At 64.3% G+C, this 22,494-nt stretch carries 19 protein-coding genes; 3 read left to right on the top strand and 16 right to left on the bottom strand.

Going from position 1 to position 22,494, the window contains the following annotated elements:
* Nucleotides 1-4: 4 nt before the first annotated feature.
* The 6 genes from PCJ21_RS19020 to PCJ21_RS18995 are packed head-to-tail and all read right to left on the bottom strand — an operon-like array spanning nt 5 to nt 6,096.
* Nucleotides 5-781 (bottom strand): enoyl-CoA hydratase-related protein, encoded by a 777-nt coding sequence (locus PCJ21_RS19020; RefSeq protein ID WP_269933009.1) that lies wholly within the window; start codon nt 779-781, stop codon nt 5-7.
* The gene (locus PCJ21_RS19015; RefSeq protein WP_269933008.1) at nt 778-1,992 is read right to left on the bottom strand and encodes a CaiB/BaiF CoA transferase family protein; all 1,215 of its coding nucleotides are present in this window, start codon (nt 1,990-1,992) and stop codon (nt 778-780) included. Before PCJ21_RS19015 ends, PCJ21_RS19020 begins: the two co-directional genes overlap by 4 nt.
* Nucleotides 1,993-2,006: 14 nt before the next feature.
* Nucleotides 2,007-3,359, bottom strand: coding sequence for an FAD-dependent oxidoreductase (locus PCJ21_RS19010; RefSeq protein ID WP_269933007.1), 1,353 nt, complete (start codon nt 3,357-3,359; stop codon nt 2,007-2,009).
* 32 nt (nt 3,360-3,391) lie between these two features.
* Nucleotides 3,392-4,225, bottom strand: a complete 834-nt coding sequence (locus PCJ21_RS19005; RefSeq protein ID WP_269933006.1) for an ABC transporter permease — start codon at nt 4,223-4,225, stop codon at nt 3,392-3,394.
* A gap of 1 nt (nt 4,226) precedes the next feature.
* Nucleotides 4,227-5,048, bottom strand: a complete 822-nt coding sequence (locus tag PCJ21_RS19000; RefSeq protein WP_442866043.1) for an ABC transporter ATP-binding protein — start codon at nt 5,046-5,048, stop codon at nt 4,227-4,229.
* Nucleotides 5,049-5,061: 13 nt separating this feature from the next.
* Nucleotides 5,062-6,096 (bottom strand): ABC transporter substrate-binding protein, encoded by a 1,035-nt coding sequence (locus tag PCJ21_RS18995; protein WP_269933005.1) that lies wholly within the window; start codon nt 6,094-6,096, stop codon nt 5,062-5,064.
* Between the two features lie 199 nt (nt 6,097-6,295).
* Between PCJ21_RS18995 and PCJ21_RS18990 the strand changes: the two genes are divergently transcribed.
* Nucleotides 6,296-7,231 carry a LysR family transcriptional regulator gene (locus PCJ21_RS18990; RefSeq protein ID WP_269933004.1) on the top strand — a complete coding sequence of 312 codons (936 nt, stop codon included), beginning with the start codon at nt 6,296-6,298 and terminating at the stop codon, nt 7,229-7,231.
* A gap of 75 nt (nt 7,232-7,306) precedes the next feature.
* Here the strand turns inward: PCJ21_RS18990 and PCJ21_RS18985 are convergent, their stop codons facing one another.
* From PCJ21_RS18985 to PCJ21_RS18975, 3 genes are read right to left on the bottom strand one after another with little or no spacing between them, the layout of a single operon-like run.
* Nucleotides 7,307-8,347 (bottom strand): phosphotransferase family protein, encoded by a 1,041-nt coding sequence (locus tag PCJ21_RS18985; RefSeq protein ID WP_269933003.1) that lies wholly within the window; start codon nt 8,345-8,347, stop codon nt 7,307-7,309.
* Nucleotides 8,347-9,564 (bottom strand): acyl-CoA dehydrogenase family protein, encoded by a 1,218-nt coding sequence (locus PCJ21_RS18980; protein ID WP_269933002.1) that lies wholly within the window; start codon nt 9,562-9,564, stop codon nt 8,347-8,349. The genes PCJ21_RS18985 and PCJ21_RS18980 overlap by 1 nt, the downstream gene beginning before the upstream one ends.
* An 8-nt stretch (nt 9,565-9,572) precedes the next feature.
* Nucleotides 9,573-10,322, bottom strand: a complete 750-nt coding sequence (locus PCJ21_RS18975) for an SDR family NAD(P)-dependent oxidoreductase (protein WP_269933138.1) — start codon at nt 10,320-10,322, stop codon at nt 9,573-9,575.
* A 126-nt stretch (nt 10,323-10,448) separates the two neighbouring features.
* On the opposite strand from PCJ21_RS18975, the gene PCJ21_RS18970 reads away from it, so the two are divergent.
* Nucleotides 10,449-11,174, top strand: coding sequence for a TetR/AcrR family transcriptional regulator (locus PCJ21_RS18970; protein WP_269933001.1), 726 nt, complete (start codon nt 10,449-10,451; stop codon nt 11,172-11,174).
* Nucleotides 11,175-11,216: 42 nt separating this feature from the next.
* On the opposite strand, the gene PCJ21_RS18965 is transcribed toward PCJ21_RS18970, so the two are convergent.
* The gene (locus tag PCJ21_RS18965; RefSeq protein ID WP_269933000.1) at nt 11,217-13,343 is read right to left on the bottom strand and encodes an acetate--CoA ligase family protein; all 2,127 of its coding nucleotides are present in this window, start codon (nt 13,341-13,343) and stop codon (nt 11,217-11,219) included.
* Nucleotides 13,344-13,485: 142 nt separating this feature from the next.
* Between PCJ21_RS18965 and PCJ21_RS18960 the strand changes: the two genes are divergently transcribed.
* Entirely contained in the window at nt 13,486-14,382 is an 897-nt protein-coding gene (locus tag PCJ21_RS18960) for an IclR family transcriptional regulator (protein WP_269932999.1), read from the top strand.
* On the opposite strand, the gene PCJ21_RS18955 is transcribed toward PCJ21_RS18960, so the two are convergent.
* Genes PCJ21_RS18955 through PCJ21_RS18930 form a run of 6 tightly spaced genes read right to left on the bottom strand, consistent with a single transcriptional unit; the run spans nt 14,345 to nt 22,159 of the window.
* Entirely contained in the window at nt 14,345-15,370 is a 1,026-nt protein-coding gene (locus PCJ21_RS18955; RefSeq protein WP_269932998.1) for an ABC transporter substrate-binding protein, read from the bottom strand. The two genes, PCJ21_RS18960 and PCJ21_RS18955, sit on opposite strands and share 38 nt — an antisense overlap.
* A gap of 60 nt (nt 15,371-15,430) precedes the next feature.
* The gene (locus PCJ21_RS18950) at nt 15,431-16,228 is read right to left on the bottom strand and encodes an SDR family NAD(P)-dependent oxidoreductase (RefSeq protein ID WP_269932997.1); all 798 of its coding nucleotides are present in this window, start codon (nt 16,226-16,228) and stop codon (nt 15,431-15,433) included.
* 15 nt (nt 16,229-16,243) lie between these two features.
* Nucleotides 16,244-17,404, bottom strand: coding sequence for a thiolase C-terminal domain-containing protein (locus tag PCJ21_RS18945; protein WP_269932996.1), 1,161 nt, complete (start codon nt 17,402-17,404; stop codon nt 16,244-16,246).
* Nucleotides 17,401-17,856, bottom strand: a complete 456-nt coding sequence (locus PCJ21_RS18940) for a Zn-ribbon domain-containing OB-fold protein (RefSeq protein WP_269932995.1) — start codon at nt 17,854-17,856, stop codon at nt 17,401-17,403. Before PCJ21_RS18940 ends, PCJ21_RS18945 begins: the two co-directional genes overlap by 4 nt.
* A complete protein-coding gene (locus PCJ21_RS18935; protein WP_269932994.1) occupies nt 17,853-20,048 on the bottom strand; it encodes a hydantoinase B/oxoprolinase family protein in 2,196 nt (731 codons plus the stop codon). Before PCJ21_RS18935 ends, PCJ21_RS18940 begins: the two co-directional genes overlap by 4 nt.
* Complete coding sequence (locus PCJ21_RS18930; RefSeq protein WP_269932993.1) at nt 20,045-22,159, bottom strand: hydantoinase/oxoprolinase family protein; 2,115 nt, start codon at nt 22,157-22,159, stop codon at nt 20,045-20,047. The genes PCJ21_RS18935 and PCJ21_RS18930 overlap by 4 nt, the downstream gene beginning before the upstream one ends.
* Nucleotides 22,160-22,494: the final 335 nt, after the last annotated feature.

The following is a 22,494-nucleotide window of genomic DNA, read 5'->3' as shown; positions in this document are numbered from 1 at the left end:
GCCGTTACTTGCCAGACCAGTTCGGGGCGCGCTTTTCGACGAAGGCTGCGACACCCTCGTTCTGGTCTTGCGACTGTAGCGCCTCGATCAATTGCGGCAGACGCAGCATCTGCGCTTCCCTGGCGCTCAAGCCTTCCCCGGCCCGCACCATCGCCTTTACCGCCCGCACCGAAAGCGGCGCACAGGCAAGGACGTCCGCGACCCAGCGATCGACCGCTTCGTCGAGCGCATCGGGCGCCACCACCTCATTGACGAGGCCGAACTCGTGCGCCTTGGCCGCGTCGATGCGCCGGCCGGTCAGCAGCATGCCCATGGCGTGGACATGCGGAATGCGCCGCGCCAGAAGGGCAATGCCGCCATCGAGCGCCAGCCTGCCGACGCGTGGCTCCGGCAGCCCGAACGTCGCCTTTTCAGATGCAATGACGATGTCGCAGCCAAGCACCATTTCCATGCCGCCGCCAAGCGCATGGCCATTCACGCGGGCGATGACCGGCACATCAAGCGTATCCCTCAAGGCGATGCCGCCGAAACCGCCCTTGCGCTCGGCTGCCCAGTATTCGAGGCCGGACAGGCCGCTGGTGCCCTTCATGTCGGCGCCGGTGCAAAAGGCGCGATCGCCCGCCCCCGTCAGCACGACGACACGCACGCTGCGATCCTTTTCGATAGCCTCCCAGATGCGGACGAGTTCCGCCTCGGTCGCCAGATCGACCGCGTTCATGCGCTCCGGCCGATCGATCGTGACCCGTGCGACGTGGTTTTCGACGGTGAATGCGACGCTCATGCCGCCTCTCCGCGACGCTCGCCGGTGAGGATGCCAGCTGCAATCAGCGCATCGATCTTCTCTGGCGAGTAGCCGGCCTCACGCAGAACATCTGCTCCGTCCGCGCCGAGATCCGGCGGCGCACGGCGTACCTGGAACGCGTCGCCGCTCATGGTCAGCGGCGTGCCCATCAGTTGCATCGGCGCGCGGGCACCTTCGACCTCGATGACTGAACCGTTTTCAGCCGTCTGCCCATGGTCGAGCGCCTCGGCCAGGCTGAGAACCGGCGAGCACAGGATGTCCTGCTCCTCGAGTTTCGCCAGCCAGTGTTCGGTGGTTCCCGAGGAAAACTTCTCGCCGAACATGCGGTGAAGCTCTGCCTTGTTGTCCATCTGCCGCGCAAAGGTCGAGAAACGCTCCTCCTGCGACAGATCAGGCAGGCCAAGTGCCGCCGAGATGTCCTTGAGCGGGTTCACCTTGAACGCGCCGACCAAAACCAGCGCGCCATCAGTCGTTTCGAAGGCGCCGGTGAGCGGGAAGGAAGCCCAGTTGAGGTCCTTCTTTCGCTGCAGCCACATCGCCGCTTCCTGCATCTGCATCGCCAGCATGGATTCGAACAGGGAGACCGACACGGCCTGGCCTCGTCCCGTCTTGCCGCGTTGTAGCAGCGCGAGCAGAATTGCCTGCACGAGATGCATCCCCGCCGAGTAGTCGGCGAGCGCGGTTGGATAGATCGTCATCGGCGTTGACGCATCGGCGCGTCGCGCCATCACGCCCGACAAGGCCTGGGCAAGGATGTCTTGCCCACCCTTGTGGGAGAGCGGGCCGGACGGGCCAAAACCCGAGCCGAAGGCGCAGATGATGCGCGGGTTGATCTCAGACAGCTTGTCGTAGCCGAAGCCCATGCGCTCCATCACGCCGGCGCGGAAATTGTTGACGACCACGTCTGCGTTGCGGACCAGGTCGTAGATGACTTCCTTCGCTTCATCCTTGCGCAGGTCGAGCGCGATCGAACGCTTGTTGCGGTTAAGACTGCGGAAGACGGGATTGTTCATGCCATCCGGATCGTCGGCGATCGAGGTGCGGGAGAGATCGCCCGCCCCCGGCCGCTCGATCTTGATGACATCAGCGCCGTAGTCGGCCAGCACCTGGGTGCAGCAGGGGCCGAGCATAACCTGGGTGAAATCGATGACCTTGACGCCGGAAAGCGGCTGGGTGTCGGTGGTGTTCATCTGCTTGTCTCTCCTCATTCCGCCGCCGCCTGGAACGTGGCGTTCGGCGCAGGCTGATCGCCCGGATCGGCACCCTGCTCACGCAGCAGGCGCTGCACCTTGGCAATCTCCACCTTGTCGACCGTCACGCCCTGGTCGAGCGCGACGGAGGCAGCGACGCCAACCGCTTCGCCCATCGCCATGCAGGGCGGGATCTCGCGCGAGATGCGCTGGGCCGCGGCGGTCGAGGAATAATGCCGGCCGGCGACGAGGAGTTGCTTCACATCCTTGGGCAGCAGCGTGCGATACGGATAATAGTAGTCCCGGCCGCGCGCGACGGAGTCGGCGAAGTGGCGACGGGACGACACGTCCTCCTTGGTCAGCACATATTCGCCCTCGAGCAGGCGGGAGGTGCGCACGCCAACCTGGGGCGCAACGTCGACCACGAATGCGTTCTGGAAGCCCGGAACGCTGGCACGCACATATTCGACCAGGGCTGCGATCTTCTCGCGCCCCTTGAAGTCGGCGCGGGTCAGGTCCTCGACCGAGGTTCCGTCGAAGCCTGCCATGTGCGGGCAGTTGCACCAGACGATGCCGGGCAGCGGCGTCTTCAGCCACCAGCGTTCCCAGGAACCGCCCATGATGCGCTTTGCCTCGCGGTCGACCTGCGCGAAAGCTTCCGGCTCTGCATATTCGAAGCGCTCGGCCTCTTCGGTGTCGATGCCACCCAGGCGGAACACCGTGGTGACGATGAAAGAACCCTGGCTGTGCGCGGCGCCGGCAGAGGCCGCGACATCGAGGTCGCCGGTCGCGTCGACCACGACCTTGCCGAGGATCGCCTGGCGACCCGACTTGGAGTCGCAGATGACACCCTTGACGACCCCATCCTCGACGATCGTCTTCGAGAACCAGGAGTGCAGCCTGAGATTGATGCCGGCTTCGGCAATCATGTCGTTGGATGCACGCTTGAACCCGTCGGGATCGAAAGCCGAGGCATAGCAAACCGGCTGCGGCTTGGAATGGCTGTGGAAGTTGTAGGTACCCCAGCGCGCCCACTGCCGGAACTTGGCTTCGTCGGCGATCCAGTCGGCTTCAGGCGGCGTCACGCAAAGCCCCATCGTCGTCATGCGGTCGATGAGTTCGCCGCAAAGGCCCTTCACGGTCACTTCATTGCCGTTGCACATGTCGTCGAGCACCAGCACCATGCCGCCCGATGCCAGGCCGCCGAGATAGGCATATCGCTCCAGAAGCACGACCGAGAGGCCGTTGCGCGCGCCGGCCACCGCAGCCGCGATGCCGGCCGGACCGCCGCCGACCACGACGAGGTCGGCTTCCGCGACGACGGGAACCTTGCCGCCCGGCTCGTCAATCATCTGTCGAGAAGTCATTTGGGTCTCCCAAGTTATGTGCGGGCGGCGGCTCAGCGCGTGCCCGATGCGTTCCAGGTGAGGAAGTAGCGTTCCATCCACGAGATCACGCCGAAGAAGGAGGCCGAAAAGACCGATCCGACGACGATGGTTGCGTAGAGAAGCGGCGAGTCGAAGTTGTAGGTGGCCTGAATGATCAGGGCGCCGATACCCACCGTCGATCCGATCCATTCGCCGACGATGGCGCCGATGACGGCCGTCGAGGCGGCGATCTTCAGCGCCGAAAACAGATAGGGCAGCGAGTTCTTGAGCCGGACCTTGATGAAGACCTCGCGCGGCGAAGCCGACAGCACGTGCATCAGCTCGAGTTGCTGCGCATTCACGTCACGCAAGCCGCGCGTCATGTTGACGAGCGTCGGGAAAAAGCAGATCAGCGCGGCAATCGCGATCTTCGGCTCCATGCCGTTGCCGAGCAGCAGCACCAGGATCGGCGCCTTCGCCACGACGGGGATGGTGTTGACCATCACCGCGATCGGGAAGAATGCCTCTTCCAGGCTCTGCTTGTAGGCAAAGGCGGTGGCGATGCTGATCGCCGCCAGATTGCCGATGATGAAGCCGGCGATCGCCTCGATGGCCGTCGGCAGCAGGTTCTGCATCAGCATCGGGAATTTGCTGACCAGCACCTGCATCACGGCGCTGGGTGCCGGTGCAATGAAGGGCTTGATCTCGAACACCCGGACACTGACTTCCCAGACGACGAGCAGCGTCAGGAACGTCACGACCGGCAGCAGCCGCCTGCGCCAGAGAAGCCGGCGCTTGGCCGCGAGGTAGACTTCCTGGGCTTCGTTGTCGTCGACAAACGCGCCCATTGTTGCGGTGTTGGCCATGTCAGCAGGTCTCCAGCACTTTGCGCAGACGGGTCACGAGCGAGACGAATTGCGGCGTCTCGCGCATGGCAACACGCCGAGGAGATGGCAGATCGACCGGCACCATTTCGCGCACCCGGCCCGGACGCGCCGCAAGCAGCAGCACTTGCTGGCCGAGGAATGCCGCCTCGTAGATTGAGTGGGTGACAAAGAGGATCGTCGTTCCGGTACGCTCCCAGACGGCGAGAAGTTCCTCGTTGAGGCGATCGCGCGTAATCTCGTCGAGCGCCCCGAACGGCTCGTCCATGAGGAGCAGCTTGGGGCTGGAGACGAGCGCGCGCGCGATCGACACACGCTGCCGCATGCCGCCCGAGAGTTCGTGCGGGAATGCTTTCTCCCAGCCCGAAAGCCCGACGAGTTCGAGCAGTTCGCGCGGATCCCGCGCTCTCCCTGCCGGGGCGCCGCCGCCCACTTCGAGCGGCAATGTCACATTGTCCAGAACCGTGCGCCAGGGCAGAAGCGCCGCATCCTGGAAGACGAAGCCGATGTCGCGACGAGAGCGAGCCAGAGATGGCACGCCGCCGAGCACGCTCGCCGAGCCGCTGGACGGCTTGATGATGTCGGCAACGACTCGCAGAAGCGTGGACTTGCCGCAGCCCGAAGGTCCTAGCAGCGTCAGGAAGCCGCCCGTCACCACGGAAAGATCGATGTTGTCCAGCGCAGTGATGGTTCCGCGCTCGGTCGTGAAGCGGACCGAAACCTGTTTCAGGTCGACGGCAATTTCATCAGCCATCGACATGGATACCGGCGCGGGCCGGTCGAATTCGAGCGCGGCAAGTGCCATCTCAGGCCTCCCTTCAGCCGATCTTGGGGCGGTCGGCAGCCGTCGCTTCCAGCGGGGCCATCGAGATGACGTTTTCCAGCTTCGGCGCGCCGGCCGAGAACTGCTGGAGCTCATCGTAAAGAGAGATCTGACCCTGCCAAATGGCCGGATCCATCGTGCCCCAGCCGCCAGCGGCGGTCGCGGGCGTGAAGATGTGGGCGAGCAGCACCTTGGAAGCGGCGATCTCGTCGTCACGGACAAGATTCGGGAATTCCTTCAACAGCAGGTCGACCGCGGCTTCCGGATTGGAATTGGCATACTCCCAGCCCTTGCCCGACGCCTTGAGGAAGCCGGTCAGCATCTCCTGGTCTTTTTCGATCGTGTCGGCGGTGGCGTAATAGGGGTTGCCGTACAGCTGGACGCCCTGGTCCCACAGCTTCATGGCAACGTAGTCCTGGCCGAGTGCCGCAATCGCGGTGGTGTTGGTCAGCCACCCGGTGGCGGCGTGCACCTGACCGGTCAGCAACGGCGTCATGTCGGCTCCGATCACGACGACCTCGACCTCGCTTTCGGGGATACCGGCCTTCTTGAGCAGGGCAGTGAGCAGTACCTTGCCGGTCGCCTGAATACCGATCTTCTTGCCGACCATGTCCTGCGGGGTCTTGATCGGATTGGAAGCCAGCGAGATGTAGGCGTAGGGATGCTCCTGCGCGCTCACCGCGAAGGCCTTCACCGGGATGCCCTGCGAGGCAGCAAGCATGAGCGAGGGGCTGGACGAAACCTGTCCGATTTCGTAACGGCCTGAGGCTACGATCGCCACGCCGTCGATCGACGGTCCGCCAGCCTGAATGGCGAAGTCGAGGCCTTCCTGCTCGAAATAACCGAGATGCTTGGCAACCACCTCGCCAAGCTGATTTCCGCCGCCGAGCCAGCCAAGCTGCATGTTGATGGAGCGGGTGCCTTTCTGCGCGAAGACACGGCTGGTGACTATCGCTGGCATGGCAAGCGCACCGGCCATACCGGCACCAGCCTTCAGCAGCGAACGGCGAGAGAGTGCTGTCTTAATCATCGAAGTTCCCCTTTCCGATGGGCTGTTCCTGTAGCCCGGCATTGAGCCTCGTCCATGTCGCCGCGCCAGTCTTGAGTGCTGGAGTCGGTGGTCTGTCCGATCGTCTCAAAGATGATTAGAGTATAGCCAAGCGCTCTCCGGAAGCATAAAGATTCGAGACAGGCGATGCCAAAAAGGCATCACCCTGGAGAGGTAGACCATGCACGCTTCGGTGCTGCGCTATATCGATCAGGTGGCGCGTCTGGGTTCGATCCGTCGCGCCGCAAGCGTGCTCAATGTGGCCTCGTCGGCGGTGAACCGGCAGATTCTCAAGCTTGAAGCGGACATGGGAACGCCGCTGTTCGAACGGGTGGGCAACGGCGTTCGTCCGACAGCGGCAGGCGACTATGTCATTCGTCATGCACGCGAGACCTTGGCGCGCTGGCAGACCATCCAAACAGAGATAACGGAGCTTTCGGGCGACGTTCATGGCGAAGTCCGGATCGTGTCGATACCAGCCCCCATCGTGCGCATCCTGCCGCGTGCGATTGAAGCGACCTCGCGGCTCCATCCGCACATTACCTTTCGCGTTATCGATGCCGCCCCTGCCGACCATGCCGAGGAAATGCGCGCGCGCAGGCCGGACGTGGCGATCCTGTTCATCGACCGGCGGCATAGCGGCTACGATGTAGCTGCCAGAATCAGATTGCGGCTGGGCGCAATCATGCACCCGGGCCACCCGCTTGCAACGCGCAAGGAGCTGACCCTCACAGAATGCGCGGCCTATCCAGTCGCCATGTTGAGCGACCCCTGGCTCCTCAATGCGGCGGCCGAAGCCGAATTCATCCACAGTGGCGCGCAGTTTCGATCGGTGCTGCTCACGAACTCACTGCCGATGACGAAGGAGGTCATGCGCGCTGGCATAGGCCTTGGCTTTTTCACTCCGGCCGGCTTTGTAGAGGAACTTAAGGCAGGCGAGCTCGTGCATGTACCGCTCGTTGAGCAGGAACTGCAGCAGAGCGAGATCGGACTGCTCATCCACCGCGAACGGCAGAGTTGGCCCGCCGTGCGCGCAGTGACCTCCAGTTTGATCGAAGAGTTCGCGTCGCTCGAAAAGGATGTGACTGCCCTTGAAATGGCAAAGCGTCGAACCTAGCACGCTGACAAGCGCATGCTGCCGCGGCATTTCGCCGGTTCGCTTCGCTGGTTGGACCGCCGCGGCAGACTCATCTCACCACGTCCGCGCTCCGTTGATGATTTCCATGGCCCGCGCCGCGAAGCGCCCGGCGAGCGGCCCAACGTCCGCGGCATCGGCAGCGGCAGCATTGCCGGCTCGCGCCCTGTCGGCGATGCCGACGAAGATCACGGCAAAGCGAAACAGCGAAAACACCAGATGGAAGCGTTCGAGCTGCGGTGTCGGGGCCGCGTGTGCGAAATAATGGTCGAGGAATTCGCGCTGGCTCGGAATGCCAAGTGCCGCAATGTCCAGACCGAGGATGCCGCCATATTCGTCCGGCGAACAATGCCAGGTCATCGAGCAGAAGCCGAGGTCGGCGAGCGGGTGCCCAAGCGTCGACAACTCCCAGTCGAGGATTCCGATCACCTCGGGTTTGTCGGGGTGAAACAACAGATTGCCGAGACGGAAATCGCCATGCGCGATCGACACCCGGCCATCGTCTTCGGGCATGTTTTGCGGCAGCCAGTCGGCAACGGTTTCCAGCGCCGGAATGCGATCGCTCGGCGACTCTCCAAGCTGCCTTGTCCAGCGGGCGATCTGGCGCTCGAAATAGTTTCCCGGCTTGCCATAGTCGCCGAGGCCGACTTCGTCGGGACGAACCGCATGCAGCCTGGCCATCGCCTCGGCCATGCCGAGATAGATACCACGGCGCTCGTCAGGCGACAGGCCCGGCAACGAGCAATCATGGAAGACGCGGCCCTCCAGCCGTTCCATCAGGTAGAACGGCGTCCCGAGCAGCGCATCGTCGTCATGATACAGCACCGGTGTTGGCACCGGTACATTGGTCGGAGCAAGTGCTTCGAGCACACGATACTCGCGGTCTATGGCATGCGCGCCGCGCAGGATCGGCCCCGCCGGCTTCTTGCGCAACACCATGCGGCGCGCTCCGAAATCGACGAAGTATGTCGGGTTGGACTGGCCGCCGCCAATCCGTTCGAGCGCCATGCTGCCTTCGCCGAAGTGTCCGACGAGAAACGCTTCGAGGGCCGATGGATCGAAGTCAGCGTCGATCTGCGCCTTGCTGTCCCCAGCCATCAAGTATTTGCCTCGCCTTCTACGTTCCAACGCCAGAAATCCGCGCCTTCCTCATTCAGGAAACGGTTCAGCACCATCTTGTGAACCTCATCCGCACCGTCGACCAGCCGCGCCTGGCGGGCATAGCGGTAGATCCATTCCAGCACGGTGTCCTTGGAGTAGCCGCGGGCGCCGTTGATCTGGATCGCCACGTCGGCAGCATCATGCAAGACATTGGCAACCTGAACCTTCGCCATCGAAACTTCCTTGCGGGCAAAGCCGCCGCGGTCGAGCTCCCAGGCAGCCTTCATGACCAGCATGCGGCCGATCTCGATACGCATGGCGAGATCGCCGAGCTTGAGCTGGATGCTCTCGCGGTCGGCCAGCCTGACGCCGAAACCATAACGCTCGGCAGCATAGGCGCGGGCGATTTCGACGCAGCGCTTGGACAGGCCGAGCCAGCGCATGCAATGGGTGAGCCGCGCCGGCGCAAGCCGTACCTGCGTCACCTTCATGCCCCTGCCCTCGCCGGCCAAGAGGTTTTCGACCGGGATTTCGAGCCCGTCGAACTCGAGTTCGCAATGGCCGCCATGCTCTTCCGGACCCATGATCTCGATGCGGCGCTTGATGGACCAGCCGGGCTGATCCTTGTGGAAGAGCAACGCGGAAAGTCCATGCTTGGGGTCATCGGAGGTGCGGGCGACCAGGATGAAGTGGCTGGCGTCCTCCGCTCCGGTAATGAACCACTTGCGGCCGGTGACGACATATTTGTCGCCGCGACGCTCGGCGCGGGTGGCGATCATCGACGGATCGGAACCGCCACCGGGATGCGGCTCGGTCATGGCGAAAGCCGAGCGCACCTTGCCCTCGACAATCGGCTTCAGCCACCTTTCCTTTTGCTCGGGCGTGGCGAGCGCTTCGAGAACCATCATGTTGCCGTCGTCGGGCGCCGCCGAGTTGAAGACGACAGGGCCGAAGATCGAGCGGTTCATCTCCTCGTAGCAGACCGCCATGCCCATCTTGCCAAGACCGGCGCCGCCGGTCTCCGGCTTGAGCTGCAGGCACCACAGGCCGGCGCTCCGCGCCTTGGCGCGGAGGGTCGCGAGCAGCGGCAGCGAAATGTTGCCGTGCTCATCATAGGATGCCTTGTCGGCCTCGAGCGGCAGGATCTCGCCGGCGACAAAATCGGCGATGCGGGCGCGATAGTCTTCGACATGGGCGGGGATATCGAAATTCATGACGGTACTCACAGGGATGAAACGAGGTGGCCGCCATCGACTTCGATCGACGAGCCGGTGATGTAGCTGCCGGCAGCGGAAGCGAGCAAAAGCAGCGCGCCGTCGAGTTCCTGCGGCCGGCCGAGCCGGCGCTGCGGGATGCGCTTGATCAGGTCCAGTCCGGCTGCGGAGGCGAAGAAGTCGCGGTTGATGTCGGTCTCGATATAGCCGGGGCAAAGCGCGTTGACGCGGATGCCTTCGCGTGCCCACTCCAGTGCCAGAGCCTTGGTCAGCTGGATCACGCCAGCCTTGGAGGCGGCATAGGCGCTGAGGTTGCCGGCGACGCGGTGACCGAGGATCGATGCGATGTTGACGATCGCCCCACCCCGGCCCGAAGCCTTCATGCCGCGCGCCACCGCCTGGGCGACGACGAAGACGCCCTTGAGGTTGGTGTCGAGCACGCGGTCCCATTCGGCCTCCTCGAGGTCGAGTGCGCGGGACGCGCCCGAGATGCCGGCATTGTTGACAAGGATGTCGAAGTTCGCGCCGGACAGCGCCGCGGCAACCGATCCGCCATCGCTGACGTCCATCTGTATGGCGCGGGCGGTGCCGCCGGCGGCAGCGATCCTGGCGCAGGCCTCCTCGAGCGCCTCACGTCGCCGCGCGGCGAGCGTGACCGCCACCCCATGACTAGCGAGCAACTCTGCGAAATGCTGGCCAAGGCCACCGGAAGCACCGGTGACGAGTGCCGCTTTTCCATTGAGATCGTCGAATTGCATCATGGCGACACCTAAAAACGAGCGAGCGTTCGCTTTCTTTATTCGCCTTCATCCCCTTTTGCAACAGACCAATAGCTGCTATTTCGATGCCAGATGAGGCGCGACAGACCGCGGAGACGAAACAGCTTGAACGTCGCAGGCAACCACAGGCAATGGACGACCGCATTCTCGACCGAGGCGCTTTGCACCCGCATCCTTGAGCGTCATCGCGAAACCGTGCGGGTTCAGAAACCGCATATCGCGGTCGCCAATCTGGGCCGCATCATCGAGGCGACGCTCAAGCTTTCCAACAAACAGGGCTTCCACGCCACCAGCCTGCGCGACCTGGCCCAGGCTTCCGGCCTCAGCATGGGCGGGCTCTATTCCCACTTCGACAACAAGGCGACATTGCTGTCGATGATCCTCGGCGAAGTGTCGACGACCGTGGCCGAAGTGCTGAACACCGCACCTCCGGAGATCGCCGACCGGCCTCTTGAGCACATGAAATGGCTGATTGAGACGCACATCCGTCTGACCGAGGCGATGCAGCCATGGTTCGTATTCGCCTACATGGAAGCCAAGTCGTTCCCCGCCGCCGAACGCCGGATGGCGGTCGACAGCGAGGCGGCAACCGAGGAGATTTTTGCCGGTGTGCTGCGACAAGGCGTAGCGCGCGGCGCATTTGACATCTCAGACATCGAACTGACCGCGTCGCTCATCAAGCCCCTGTTGCAGGACTGGTACGTCAAGCGAGCCAAGTACCGCAAACGCGGCACCACCATCGACGCCTATGTCGCAGCCGTCACAAGCATCGTCGTGGCGGCGGTGCGTGGAGATCGCAACGCATCGACTGGCACACTCGCCGCCCGTTGAGCCTGGAACACTTCGGCCGGACGACGGTTGGTCAGCGTCGTCTCAAGCGGGACGACTGACCACCAGGGCGTCAACCGCGACTGCACGGTCCGGCAAGACTATTACCGGATTTAGGTCCAGCTCGGCGATGCCTGGACCGGCTGCCAGGCCCAACTGAGCCAGTCGGAAAACCAATTCGACGAGCGCCTCCTTGTCTGCGGCCGGCGCTCCGCGGGCGCCGTCGAGCAGTGGCGAAAGCCTGAGGCTTGCGATCATCTCGCGGATGTCGCCCCTGTCCACAGGCAGTGGGCGGGTGGCGGCGTCCCTGAGGATTTCGGCGTAGATGCCGCCGGCGCCCACAGTCAGTGTCGGGCCAAGGTCGGCGTCCTGGGACAGACCGACGATCATCTCAACGCCGACACCGATTTGCTCCTGCATGAGGACGCCTTCGATCCGGGCGGAGGGTGAATATGCTGCTGCCCTGGCGACGAGTTCGTCATGGAGGGCTGCGGCCGCCTCGCCGTCGGTCACGCCGAGCCGGACGAGCCCGGCGTCCGACTTGTGCGCGATATCGGGAGAGGCGATCTTCATGGCGACGCGTCCTCCAAGCTGCGCGACTGCGTCCCGCGCCTCGCCGGCCGTTTGGACCAGGCGTTCGCGTGCGCGGTCGATGCCAGCGCCGGCCAGCAAGGCGGCGGCCTGGGCGCTGTCAAGGATCCCCTCCTGACCAAGCACTTCGAGCTGGGCGGGTGTCAGCGGCGCGGCATCCCACAAGCGCGGGCGGAACGAAGCTTCGGCGCGTGCATGGTCGGCCTGGGCGCGCAGCGCGCGGAAGCACTTGCGGAATGAGCGGAAGATCGGCACACCGGACTTGACCAGGTCGCGATAGCCGGGACTGTCGGTCAAGACCGATCCCCAAACCGCGACGATCTGCTTGGGCGAGCGCGGTGCAAACGCCAGCACGTCGGCGGCAAAACTGTCGGACAGCAGCCCGAGAGCCGCGGTCAGCCCAACCACGATGACGTCGACATTGGGGTCGGCGGCGATCAGGTCAAGAACTTCGAGACGCTGCGGCTGCGGAGCGGCGATGGCAAAGCCGCCGCCATTGTCGATGGGGTTTGACACCGTGACGTAGCTGGGCAGGTGGCCATAGAGCTTCTCGACGGTCGCCGGCGACAGGTCAGGGAAGCTCACGCCATAGCTGTCGGCCAGTTCGGCCATCAGCGTCGTCGAGCCCCCGGAGACCGAATAGAGTGCGCAATTGGGGCCGGTGCCCGCCGGCAGCTTGGCCAGCATGTTGGCGGTTTCGAGAAGTTCATCAAGATCGCGGACGCGGATCACGCCATATTGCCTGAACAGGCCGTTGATGACTGCGTCGGCACCAGCAAGGTGGCCGGTGTGCGAGGCGGCCATGCGCGCACCACGCTCGGTCGAGCCCATCTTGAGCATGACCACCGGCTTGTTCATGGCGTTCGCCGCTTCCAGAGCCAGCCGGAGCTTGGGGATCGACTTGAATCCTTCGACATATGACGCGATGACGGACGTTTGCGGATCGTGGGCGAAGTAGTTGATGAAGTCGGCAACCTCGAGGTCGACCTCGTTGCCCACCGTCACCCAGCGCCGGAAGGCAGCGCCCATGGCGACGCCTTCGACGATGGGCCGGCCGTTGAAGCCGCTCTGGGTGACGAGGCCGATCAGCCCACCGCGATGATGCTCGGGAACGGGGAACTGTTCGAAGGTGTTGTCATTTGTGTTCGGACCGATGACGCGCACGCCGTGCGCGCGCGCCGCCTCGGCAACTTTTGCCTCGAGGGCAGCGCCCTCGGCGCCAACCTCCGAGAAGCCGGAGCTGAACACGATCACGTCACGCACACCGCGGCGGCCGCAATCGGCTATCACCTGGGGGACAATCGCAGGCGCGACCTTGACCACGGCGAGATCGACGTAGTCCGGCACCTCGGCCATCGATGTGAAGACCGGCACGCCGCCGGCCTCGCCGCCACGCGGGTTGACATAGCAGAAGCGGACATCCTCACCGAAGCGGCGGAACCAGTTGTGCGCCTGCGGCGACGCATCGACACGGCCGACATAGGCGATGCCGGTTTTCTTGCGGAACATGCGCTGAAGGTCGGCCAGGCTGCGGTCGAGATCGTCGCGGGCGTGCCGGATTGCCTGTGGGATGGTCTGCATGATGTCGGGACTTCCATGGTTCTCGGAATTGATGTTCGAAGCTGGCCTAGGCCAAATGGCCGAGTACGAGCGCCGGCCGTGGTGCCAAGCTGGGCACGGAACGCTCTGCGCCGGTGCACCGGCACGAGGAAAGGAGAGCGCTATGGGAGCCGCAGCCAACACGGCAAGACGGGTGGAACTGGGTTTCGACGAGCCCAATGAGCTGCTGCGCGGTGTCACCAACGACCGCTCCGGTGGCGTGGTGAAGTCCAGCCTGCGCGTGCTTTCGGTGCTTGAATATTTCCAGGCCAATCCCCGGCCGGCGCGCACGACCGAGATCAGCCGCGCGCTCGCCATCCCCAATTCCAGCGCCGACGACATTTTGAAGACGCTGGTGCGCACCGGTTACCTTGCCTTCGATCCGCGCCAGAAGGTCTACCTTCCGTCCTACCGGATCGTGACGCTCGCAAGACGTCTCGAAGGCTCGTTCTTCGGCGGCACGGTGGTCTCCGACCTGATGGACGAATTGCATCGCCGCACCGGCCAGACGGTGTGGCTGTGCATGCAGAACGACCGCTGGGTGCAGTGCTCGGCCATCATTCCCGGTTCCGATTTCCACGCCGGTGTCCATGTCGAGGGCTTCACCGACTACGACTGGTCGACCGCAGCTGGCATGGCACTTTTGTCGGGCAAGCCGCAGGAGATGGTGGTGGAGATTGCCAAGCGCATGTTCCGCACCGAGCCGCCGGCAAGGCGCGCGGCCAGTGTGGCCACGCTGCTCGACAAGGTAAGAACGGTTCGCAAACAAGGCTATGCCACCTCCCGCGGCTTTTCGGCGGAAGGCGTGACCGCGGTCGCGGCACCCTTCCAGTCTAGGTTCATGCGTGTTCCGGTTGCCGTCGGCCTTGTCAGCCCCGACCCTGAGGAAGGCCCCGGAACCGTTGCCCTTGGTTGCACGCTCAGGCAGATAGCGGCCCGGCACCAACGCCTCGCGGAACTGCACCGGGCCTCTGACGACCTGCCTATTTCGCCGGAATGGGAATCCCCGCAGCAGCAATGAAGCCCTGGTCCACGACGCGACCCTCGGGCATCAGCTCCGTATAGGACAGGACTTCAGGGATCAGCGCGTAGGTCTTTTGCAGGCGTGCCGCCAGATCGGCCGGCATGTAAAGATTGGGATCGAAGGTCAGCGACACGCCCTTCTGCAGCGTTTCCTCGGGCAACTGCAGTTCCTCGACCATGACCTTCAAGACTTCCGGGTCCTTGTGATAGTCGCCCTGGAGGTAGGTGCGCGTCGTGCGCACCAGCGCCCGCATCATCGCCTCGCCGACATCGCGGCGCTCCTTGAGCAGGCGCGGACCGAAGCTCCAAGAGCCCGCCGACATCTCCGGCCCCTGCACGAACGCCAGCGACACCTTGGATGCGTCGGCCTTCTGCCAGATGGAATCGATCAGGTAGCCGAAATTGACGGCGCCGTTCTCGAGCGCGACCAGGATGTCGGGCGAAGCCATGGTTTGGAACTTCACATCCTTCAGCGACAGCCCGACCTTATCGAGTTCCGTCTGCAGGAAGTAGGAAGCCGTCGAGCCGAGGCCGATCGCGCTGGCGATGGTCTGGTCCTTGAACAGGTCGACGGTGAACTTGCGGCCATTGAGGAAGGCGTTGTTGGCCCAGATGCCCTGCTTCTGGGCCGCCGACTGGACGAACAGCGGCGCCACGACGCGGATGTCGGCGCCGCTGGCAATTGCATTGAAAACCGCGGCACTTGGCTGGCCGCCCAGCACGTCGGCGCGGCCGGTGGACAGCAGCACGATGCCGTCGCTCGACTTGGCGAAAGTATATTCGATGTCGATGTTTTCCTTGTCGAACTCGCCCATTCGGTCGGCAAGGATCATGGGGATGTAGGCCTCGACCTTGGCGGTCATGGCGACGACGACCTTTTCGCGCTGCGGCAAGGGCTTCGGCGCATCCGAGCCCTCGGCGTGGGCGCTGAAGCTCGCCCCGAGGGCGGCAGCGGCGACCGCCAGTTTCTTCCATAGAGATTTCATCATTTCCTCCCTGTTGCTCCTCGTCGCCGCCGGTCCTCCACCGGTTCGGCAAGCTTCTTGTCAGCCGGCGTCGTAGACCAGCTTCCAGCTCGATCCCGCGAGTTGCCTCACGCGCGGGCCGCCGAAGTGGAAAGCCGGATCGCCCGGCGGCTCGGCAAACGAAATGACCGCGGTGTCCGGTGCTGGCGGCAGAGCTGCCCAGATCCGCTTGCCGGCAGTGTCGATGTCGACACGGTTGACGATGTTGCGCCTGAGGCTGGCCACGCGCGGATAGATTTCGGGGTCGACCTCGGAGGCTGCGCGCAATGCGGGCGTATCGACGCCACCGGGGCGCACCGCGACCACCCAGGGGCCGGTTCCACCACGGCTCTCGCGCTCACGCGACACCACCTCGACCCAATGCTCGATCGCCACCTTGGAGGCACAGTACGAGGCAAGACCTTCCAGCGCCGCTACCGCGGCACCAGACGACAGCATCACCAGACCGGCCTCATAACCGGGGCGGCAGGCATCAAGGAACGCCTCCGCCAGTACGAAGGGCGCCGCCAGATTGGCAAGCACGCCCTTTTCATACTTGTCGGACGGTACCTTGCCGACCACGCCTATCGCCTCGGAATAATAGGCGTTGTGAATGAAGATCGCGCGCTTGCCGCGGAATGCTGCGAGTTCCCGGATGAAGTGGCCGCGCACGCGGTCCCAGGAGGCTGGATCAGTAAGGTCGAAGGTTACTGTCTCGTATTCCGGGTGCTGCTGCCGCGACAGGTTGATGACGCGAGTCTTCTCGAACGGCACGTTGCGGGCAAGGCCGAGGCCTATGCCCTGTGTCGCGCCGCTGATCCAGACGATGGTGTCGTGCATAACTAGCCCTCCATGTCAGTTGCGCAGCACGACCGCGCAGGTCGGGCCCAGGTCGCTCGAACTGACGAAGCAGCAGTCGGCACTGTCGACCTGGCCGGTCGAGGTGCCACGCATCTGCTTCACGCCTTCGGTAATCATGTTGAAGCCATGCAGGTAGACCTCCGACAGGCTGCCGCCGCCGGTGTTGACCGGCAATCGTCCACCGAGCGCGATGCCGCCGTCCTCGGTGAAGGCAGCGCCCTCGCCGCGCCCGCAGAAGCCGTAGCCTTCAAGCGTGAAGAACACCTCGGGCGTGAAAGCGTCGTAGAACTGCGCGACCTTCATGTCGGAAGGACCGAAGTCGCTTTGCCGCCACAGCGACTTCGCACAGGTCGCCGCCTGCGAGCGCATCGGGTCGGCCGTGAAATAGTTGGCAAGCATGGTGCTGCCGCCGTCGAAGCCTTGCGCCACAGCATGGATGTAGGCCGGGCGAGCGCGGCAGTCCCTGGCGCGCTCCGCCGAGGTGACGACGAAGGCGATGGCGCCGTCGGTCTCGAGGCAGCAATCGAACAGGCACAGCGGCTCGCTGATCCAGCGCGCGGCGAAATAGTCCTCGCGCGTCATCGGCTTGCCATGCATCACCGCGTTCGGATTGCGATTGGCGTGGCTGCGGAAGGCAAGCGCGACATTGGCGAGGTGATCCCGGGTGGCGCCGAATTCGTGCATGTAGCGGGCGGCGAGCACGCCGACCTCATCGACAGGGCGGATGATGCCCCAAGGCCGCAGCCAGGTGTCGCGGCCCTGCACGCGCTGTTCGGTCTGCGCCCAGATGCGGCTGGCACGGCCGCTGCGCTTGCGCGAGCGCCAGCCGACGACGACCTTGGCCTGGCCAGTGGCGATCGCCATCGCGGCATGGCCAACCGTGCCGCAGCCGCCATGGCCACCCGCGGGAATCTGTGCGTAGTAGGTCACTTCCTTCATGCCGAGATCACGCGCGATGTCGTGCTGCCAGACATTCTCCATGTTGAGCGAGCACAGGCCGTCGACCTCGGACGGTGCAATGCCGGCATCGTCGAGTGCCGCCTTGATGGCCATGCAGGCGAGTTGCTCCTCGCTTTCGGCCATGCCCTTGCCGAAAGTGGTCTCGCCGATGCCGACGATCGCGGTGCGGTCCTTGAGGGAGATCGTATCGCTCATGGCTTCCGGCCCTCGGACCTGCGTGGCATCCAGCGCGGCAAGGTGACATCGTCGGAAACGGCCGCGAAAGTGACTTCAACCGGCAGCCCAATTCGGATGTCCCCAGCGGGCACGCTGTTGATCGGCGCGTCGGGACCCGTGACAAGGCTTCCGACCATGCGGATATGCGGATGCTCGTCGAGTTCAACGACGATCATCGGATAGGGAACGACATCCTGGAGGCCCGGCAGGCTCGGCCCATGGGCCACGCCAAACGACCAGATGTTTCCGCGCCCTGGTGTTTCGACCCATTCGGTTTCTGCGTGAGCGCAGTTTTCACAGAACGGATGCGGCGGAAACTGGCGATGGCCGCAAGCTGTGCAGCACTGGACGACTAGCCGCCCTTCACGCGCAGCTTGCCAGAAGCCCCGAGTGTCCGGCTCGTCGGTGTAGGGCAAAGGTATTGCGGTCATGGTGCCGGGTCCGTCGACAAACTGGAGGCGGTCTCGATCGCCGCAAGCATAGGCTCGCCGGCCAGCGCGACATGGACGTCGACCTGGCGTGCACATCCCGGGCAATAGAAGTGCCGGATACGAAAGCGTTCGCTGCCGGGGTAGCGATCGGTGATTGCCGAGCGCTCGCCGGGCAGCGCCTCGTCGCGCGCAAGATGCTCGTAGAGGTTGGCATCGGCATCGCAAATCTGATGGCCGCAAGTCGCGCAGGCGATGCGCTGGCTACCAGTGGTGGCGTCAACGACGCGGAAGTGGCTGGACAGTCGCCTGCCGCCGTGGATCGGTTCGCCAGATGCCGGTTCACGGCCGCCGAGACGGGCCATGAGACGTGTACGACGGGTGAGCAGGGTCGCGACCTGATCGATGACCGGCTCGCCACCGTGCATTGCCAACACGACGCCAAAGTCCCGTCGCGCGCCCTCGATACTGACCAGCCCGTCGCGCACATCTGCGGCAATCAACGCCGGATCGCGTTCCAGCGGGTCGCCCAATCCGCCGCCGCCCTGCGACGAGGTGACCAGCATTTGGTCAGGCTGGAGCCTCGTGTCAGCGCTCGGCAACCGGATATCGGTAACGTCAGCGAGGTCCGACCAGCCTTGTGCCATGTTCACCGGAACATCACTGCACATGATGGCAAAGCCGCTCGGCGATCCGGGTTCGCCACCGGACGCGCCCATGGTCGCCGGATGCTGCAAGCCCTGTGCCATCGACAGCAGCGAGATCGACCGGGCAGTCTGATGCGGGCGATAGGCATGCATGGCGCCCACGCCACCCCGATGCTTGCCCGGGCCGCCGGAATCGGCGAGCTCGCGTCGGGTCAGGTAGAGCACGGGATAGTAGGCCTCGTTGGTTTCGATGTTGGAAGGGGTTGCGCCGGGCGAGGTCGCGGTGCCCGATGTATCGCTGCCATCGGCATTGCATGTCGCGCCGCCGCCGCCACTCAATTCGTCGAGGAACAGCGTCGTGAACGGCCGTCCGTCGGCCCGGTGTCCGGAGATCGACATGCCCCCGGCTCCGGACGACTGCGACGAGGCCATTGCCATGTGCGCATGCTGCTCGGAACCGTCCAGCAGGCGGGCGAGGCAGCCGCTTACACAGTTGCGGATCGCCTGGGCGGAGGTGCCCGTGCTCATGGCGACGCCGGCAGGCCAGACTGCATCGACTATCGAACCTTTGCGTGTGCGGATATCGATCGTCCGCCATATGGCCCCGGGCATCCATGGCAGGCCCTGGCAGATGTGAACCAGAACAGCGGCCATGGTGAAGTTGGCGAGCGTCGGATAGGTCGCGTTGACCGCTCCGGGCGCCTCGTCGTCGCTGCCGGTGAAATCAAAGGCCAGCCGATCGCCCGTCTTGGTCATCGCAAGCCTGATGGCGTAGACCTGATTGGGCACGTAGTCGGCGCCTCGGCGCTGCTCATGCTGAATGAACGAATTCTCGCGCCAGACGCCATCAGGCAATTCGCACAGGCGGCGGCGGAAGGCCGCCTCGGTCGAGGCAAGCAGCCTGTCCATCGCATCGACGAAGCCGTCAGCGCCATACGCCGCGCAGAGTTCGAGCATCTGGCGTTCCGATGCACGGTTGGCGGCAATTTGTCCAAGCAGGTCGAGCGCGTTCAGCTCGGGCGTGCGTGTGCGGGCCAGATAATCGCGTTCGATGTCGCGCCGAACCTGGCCCGCTTCGACGATCTTGACCGGCGGAATCGGAATGGCCTCGTCGAAGATCGAACGCGCGGCGTAGTTGAAGCCACCGCTGACCGGACCGCCGACATCGGGCTCGTGCACTGTCGAGCCCGCCCAACCGATCAGCCGCCCGCCATGGAAGATCGGCGCCACCAGTGTCACGTCCGGCTGGTGCAGCGTGCCGAGATAGGGATCGTTGGTGAGAAACTGGTCACCCGGCCGGATGCCCGGGTTCTCGGCATAGCGTTCGATGATGTCGCGGACGATCAGGTTGAGCGAGGTCGACTGCACAAGGATGAACTTGCTGCAGGAAACGACAGTACCGTCGGCAGTCATGATCGCGGTGTTGAAATCGCTCGCCTCGGACGCGATCTGCGAGCCGGAGACGCGCACCAGCGTCTCGCCTGCATCGGCGTTGATCGCCTCCAGTCGATGACGGATGATTTCGAGTTCGATCGGACCGATTGTCATGCGAGTTCCTCGGCCAGGGCCGGCGCCGTGCGAGAGGGTTTTTTCGGGACATTGATGGATAGATTGCCATCGGCATCGACCGTTGCCGTCTGGCCGGGGTAGATCACCGCGGTGGTCTGCTCGGATTCGACGAAGGCAGGCCCCGCAATTCCGGCACCGGTGCCGAGAGCATCCCACAGGAAGACAGGCGTTTCGTGGCTGTCGCCAGAAAACCAAGCGCGGCGATGGCGAACTGGCCGAGGTTGGCCACGATTTTCGGCGGCTGCTGCAGCGGGCAGTTCGAGCGGCATCCGGGCTTCGACGACCAGTGCCGCGAGTTCGATGGCACTGTCAGCATAGGCTGATCCGCGACCGACGATCTGCTCGTAGCGAGCCCGAAACGCCGCCTCTGCCGAAACGATGTCGTCACGACTCAGACGAGCACCAGGTACTTCGATGTCGATGCGATGCAACTGGCGCGAAAACTTCAGGCCAACCTTGCGCTTGACGTCGATAGCGCCGTTGAGGCCGGCACCGGCAAGCCCGCCAAACTCGTTTCGGGCACGCTGCTCGAGTTGCCCGAATGCGGGGATCTCCATGTCCAGAAAATCGCGAAGGGGCCTCGATGGCAATTCGAGTTCATAGGACGTGCGCATATCGCCTGACGCCGCACCCCAGGCAGAAAATTCAGGCGCGAGACGAGGTACGACGATGCCCTTTACGCCGATATCGGCCGCATAGCGCCCGACATGCTGGGGGGCGGCGCCGCCGTAGGCGTAGAGAACGAAGTTGCGGGGATCATGACCTCGCTGGACGCTCGCGCGGCGGACGAGATCGGCCATCTGGGCGTTGGCAACTTTCAAAATGCCCTCGGCAGTCGCCTCAATGGCAAGGCCAAGCCGTTCGGCGAGCGGCACCATGGCCGCTCGGGCAGCTTGGCCGTCGAGAGAGAGGGCGCCCCCGAGCCGGTCAAGATAGCCCAGGACGACCGCTGCGTCGGTGACTGTCGGTTGCGTGCCGCCGCGACCGTAGCAAGCCGGACCCGGCGTGGAACCGGCGCTTTGAGGCCCAACGCGGAGCACGCCCAGTTCGGAATCGACATATGCGATGCTGCCGCCGCCGGTGCCGATCGAGGCGAGGTCGATGACCGGCACGGCGAGGCTGTGGCGGTCGATCCGCGGTCGTGAGGCACTGGGCAACGTACCGCCAATCACGAGGCCGACATCGAAGCTGGTCCCGCCGACGTCCGTTGCGAGCACGTCCGCATGGCCAAGCCGCGCACCAACCTGTTGCGCGGCCATGATGCCGCCCACCGGCCCGGACTGCAGCAGGTGGACGGGAGCATCCCGCAAGGACCTGGCGCGCCGCACGCCGCCGCCCATGGTGACGATCAGAAACAGGCCGTCAAAACCTTGTTCGCACAGGGCCGCTTCCAGCGAGGTCAGATAGTTGCCAACCAGCGGCGCGATATACGCGTTCATTGCCACCGTCGCGGTGCGCTCATACTCGCCGATGCGCGGTGCGAGATCGCCGGACAGCGTGACATGAAGGCCGGGCGCCTCCTCGGCGACCAATTCGGCCAACCGGCGCTCGTGCGAGCCGTTGACCGGTGACCACATCAGCGCGATGCCGATAGCCTCGACGCCGAGCGCCACAAGCTTGCCGATCGCCTGGCGCGCCTGATCCTCGTCGAGGGGAATGACAATGTTGCCATCGACGTCGATGCGCTCGCGCACGCCCACGATGCGTCGGCGGGACACCAGAAGGTCCGGCTTGCGCCATTTCAAGGCGTTGATGCTGTCTTCGTCGGGCAGGCCGTGCACCTTGTTGGAACGCGCCATGGGCAGCGTCGATTCGAACCCGGCGGTGACCAGCAGTCCGACCTTGGCGCCTGCACCGGTCAAGAGCGCGTTGAGACCAACAGTCGTGCCGTGCGACAGGACATCGGTGGTCGCAAGCACGTCGCGGAGGCTTTTGCCCAGGGTGCGGGCCGCAACGGTAAGCGAGGCGAGAACGCCATCCATCAGACAGCCGTGGGTGGTCAAGGCCTTGCCGACACCGGTGCGGCCGTCGGCGGTCAGGATGACCGTGTCCGTAAACGTTCCACCCGTGTCTATGCCGACGATCTGCATGCTCGAACTCGTCCAACCATTTTCCAGGGCGCAGGCATCCTTTGCGGAAAACGCAGGTGGCGCTCGCCGCTCGAAGGTCTGCGATGATCGCCGGAGACCGGCGGACTATTGAAACAAGGTACCGGTGCGCAAGCTTTGTCGCTGCCCGCCGAACGTCCGAAGTCGGCAATGATTTCCGCTACTTGAGACAGGGCGATTAGGCGTCGAACCAGATCCGGTGTCAAACGCATCCGGGAATTTTCCGGCTACTCGGAAAAGCTGGAGAAGCGATTGTTTTGCCTTCGCTTGTTGGCCTAGCTTCCCGACCGCGAGTGCCATTCGGCCCTCGCCTCGAT

The organism is Aminobacter sp. HY435 (genome assembly GCF_027568395.1).
GTDB lineage: Bacteria > Pseudomonadota > Alphaproteobacteria > Rhizobiales > Rhizobiaceae > Aminobacter.
Note: the sequence above shows the minus strand (reverse complement) of the source record. Positions and strands in the feature narration are given on the sequence as shown.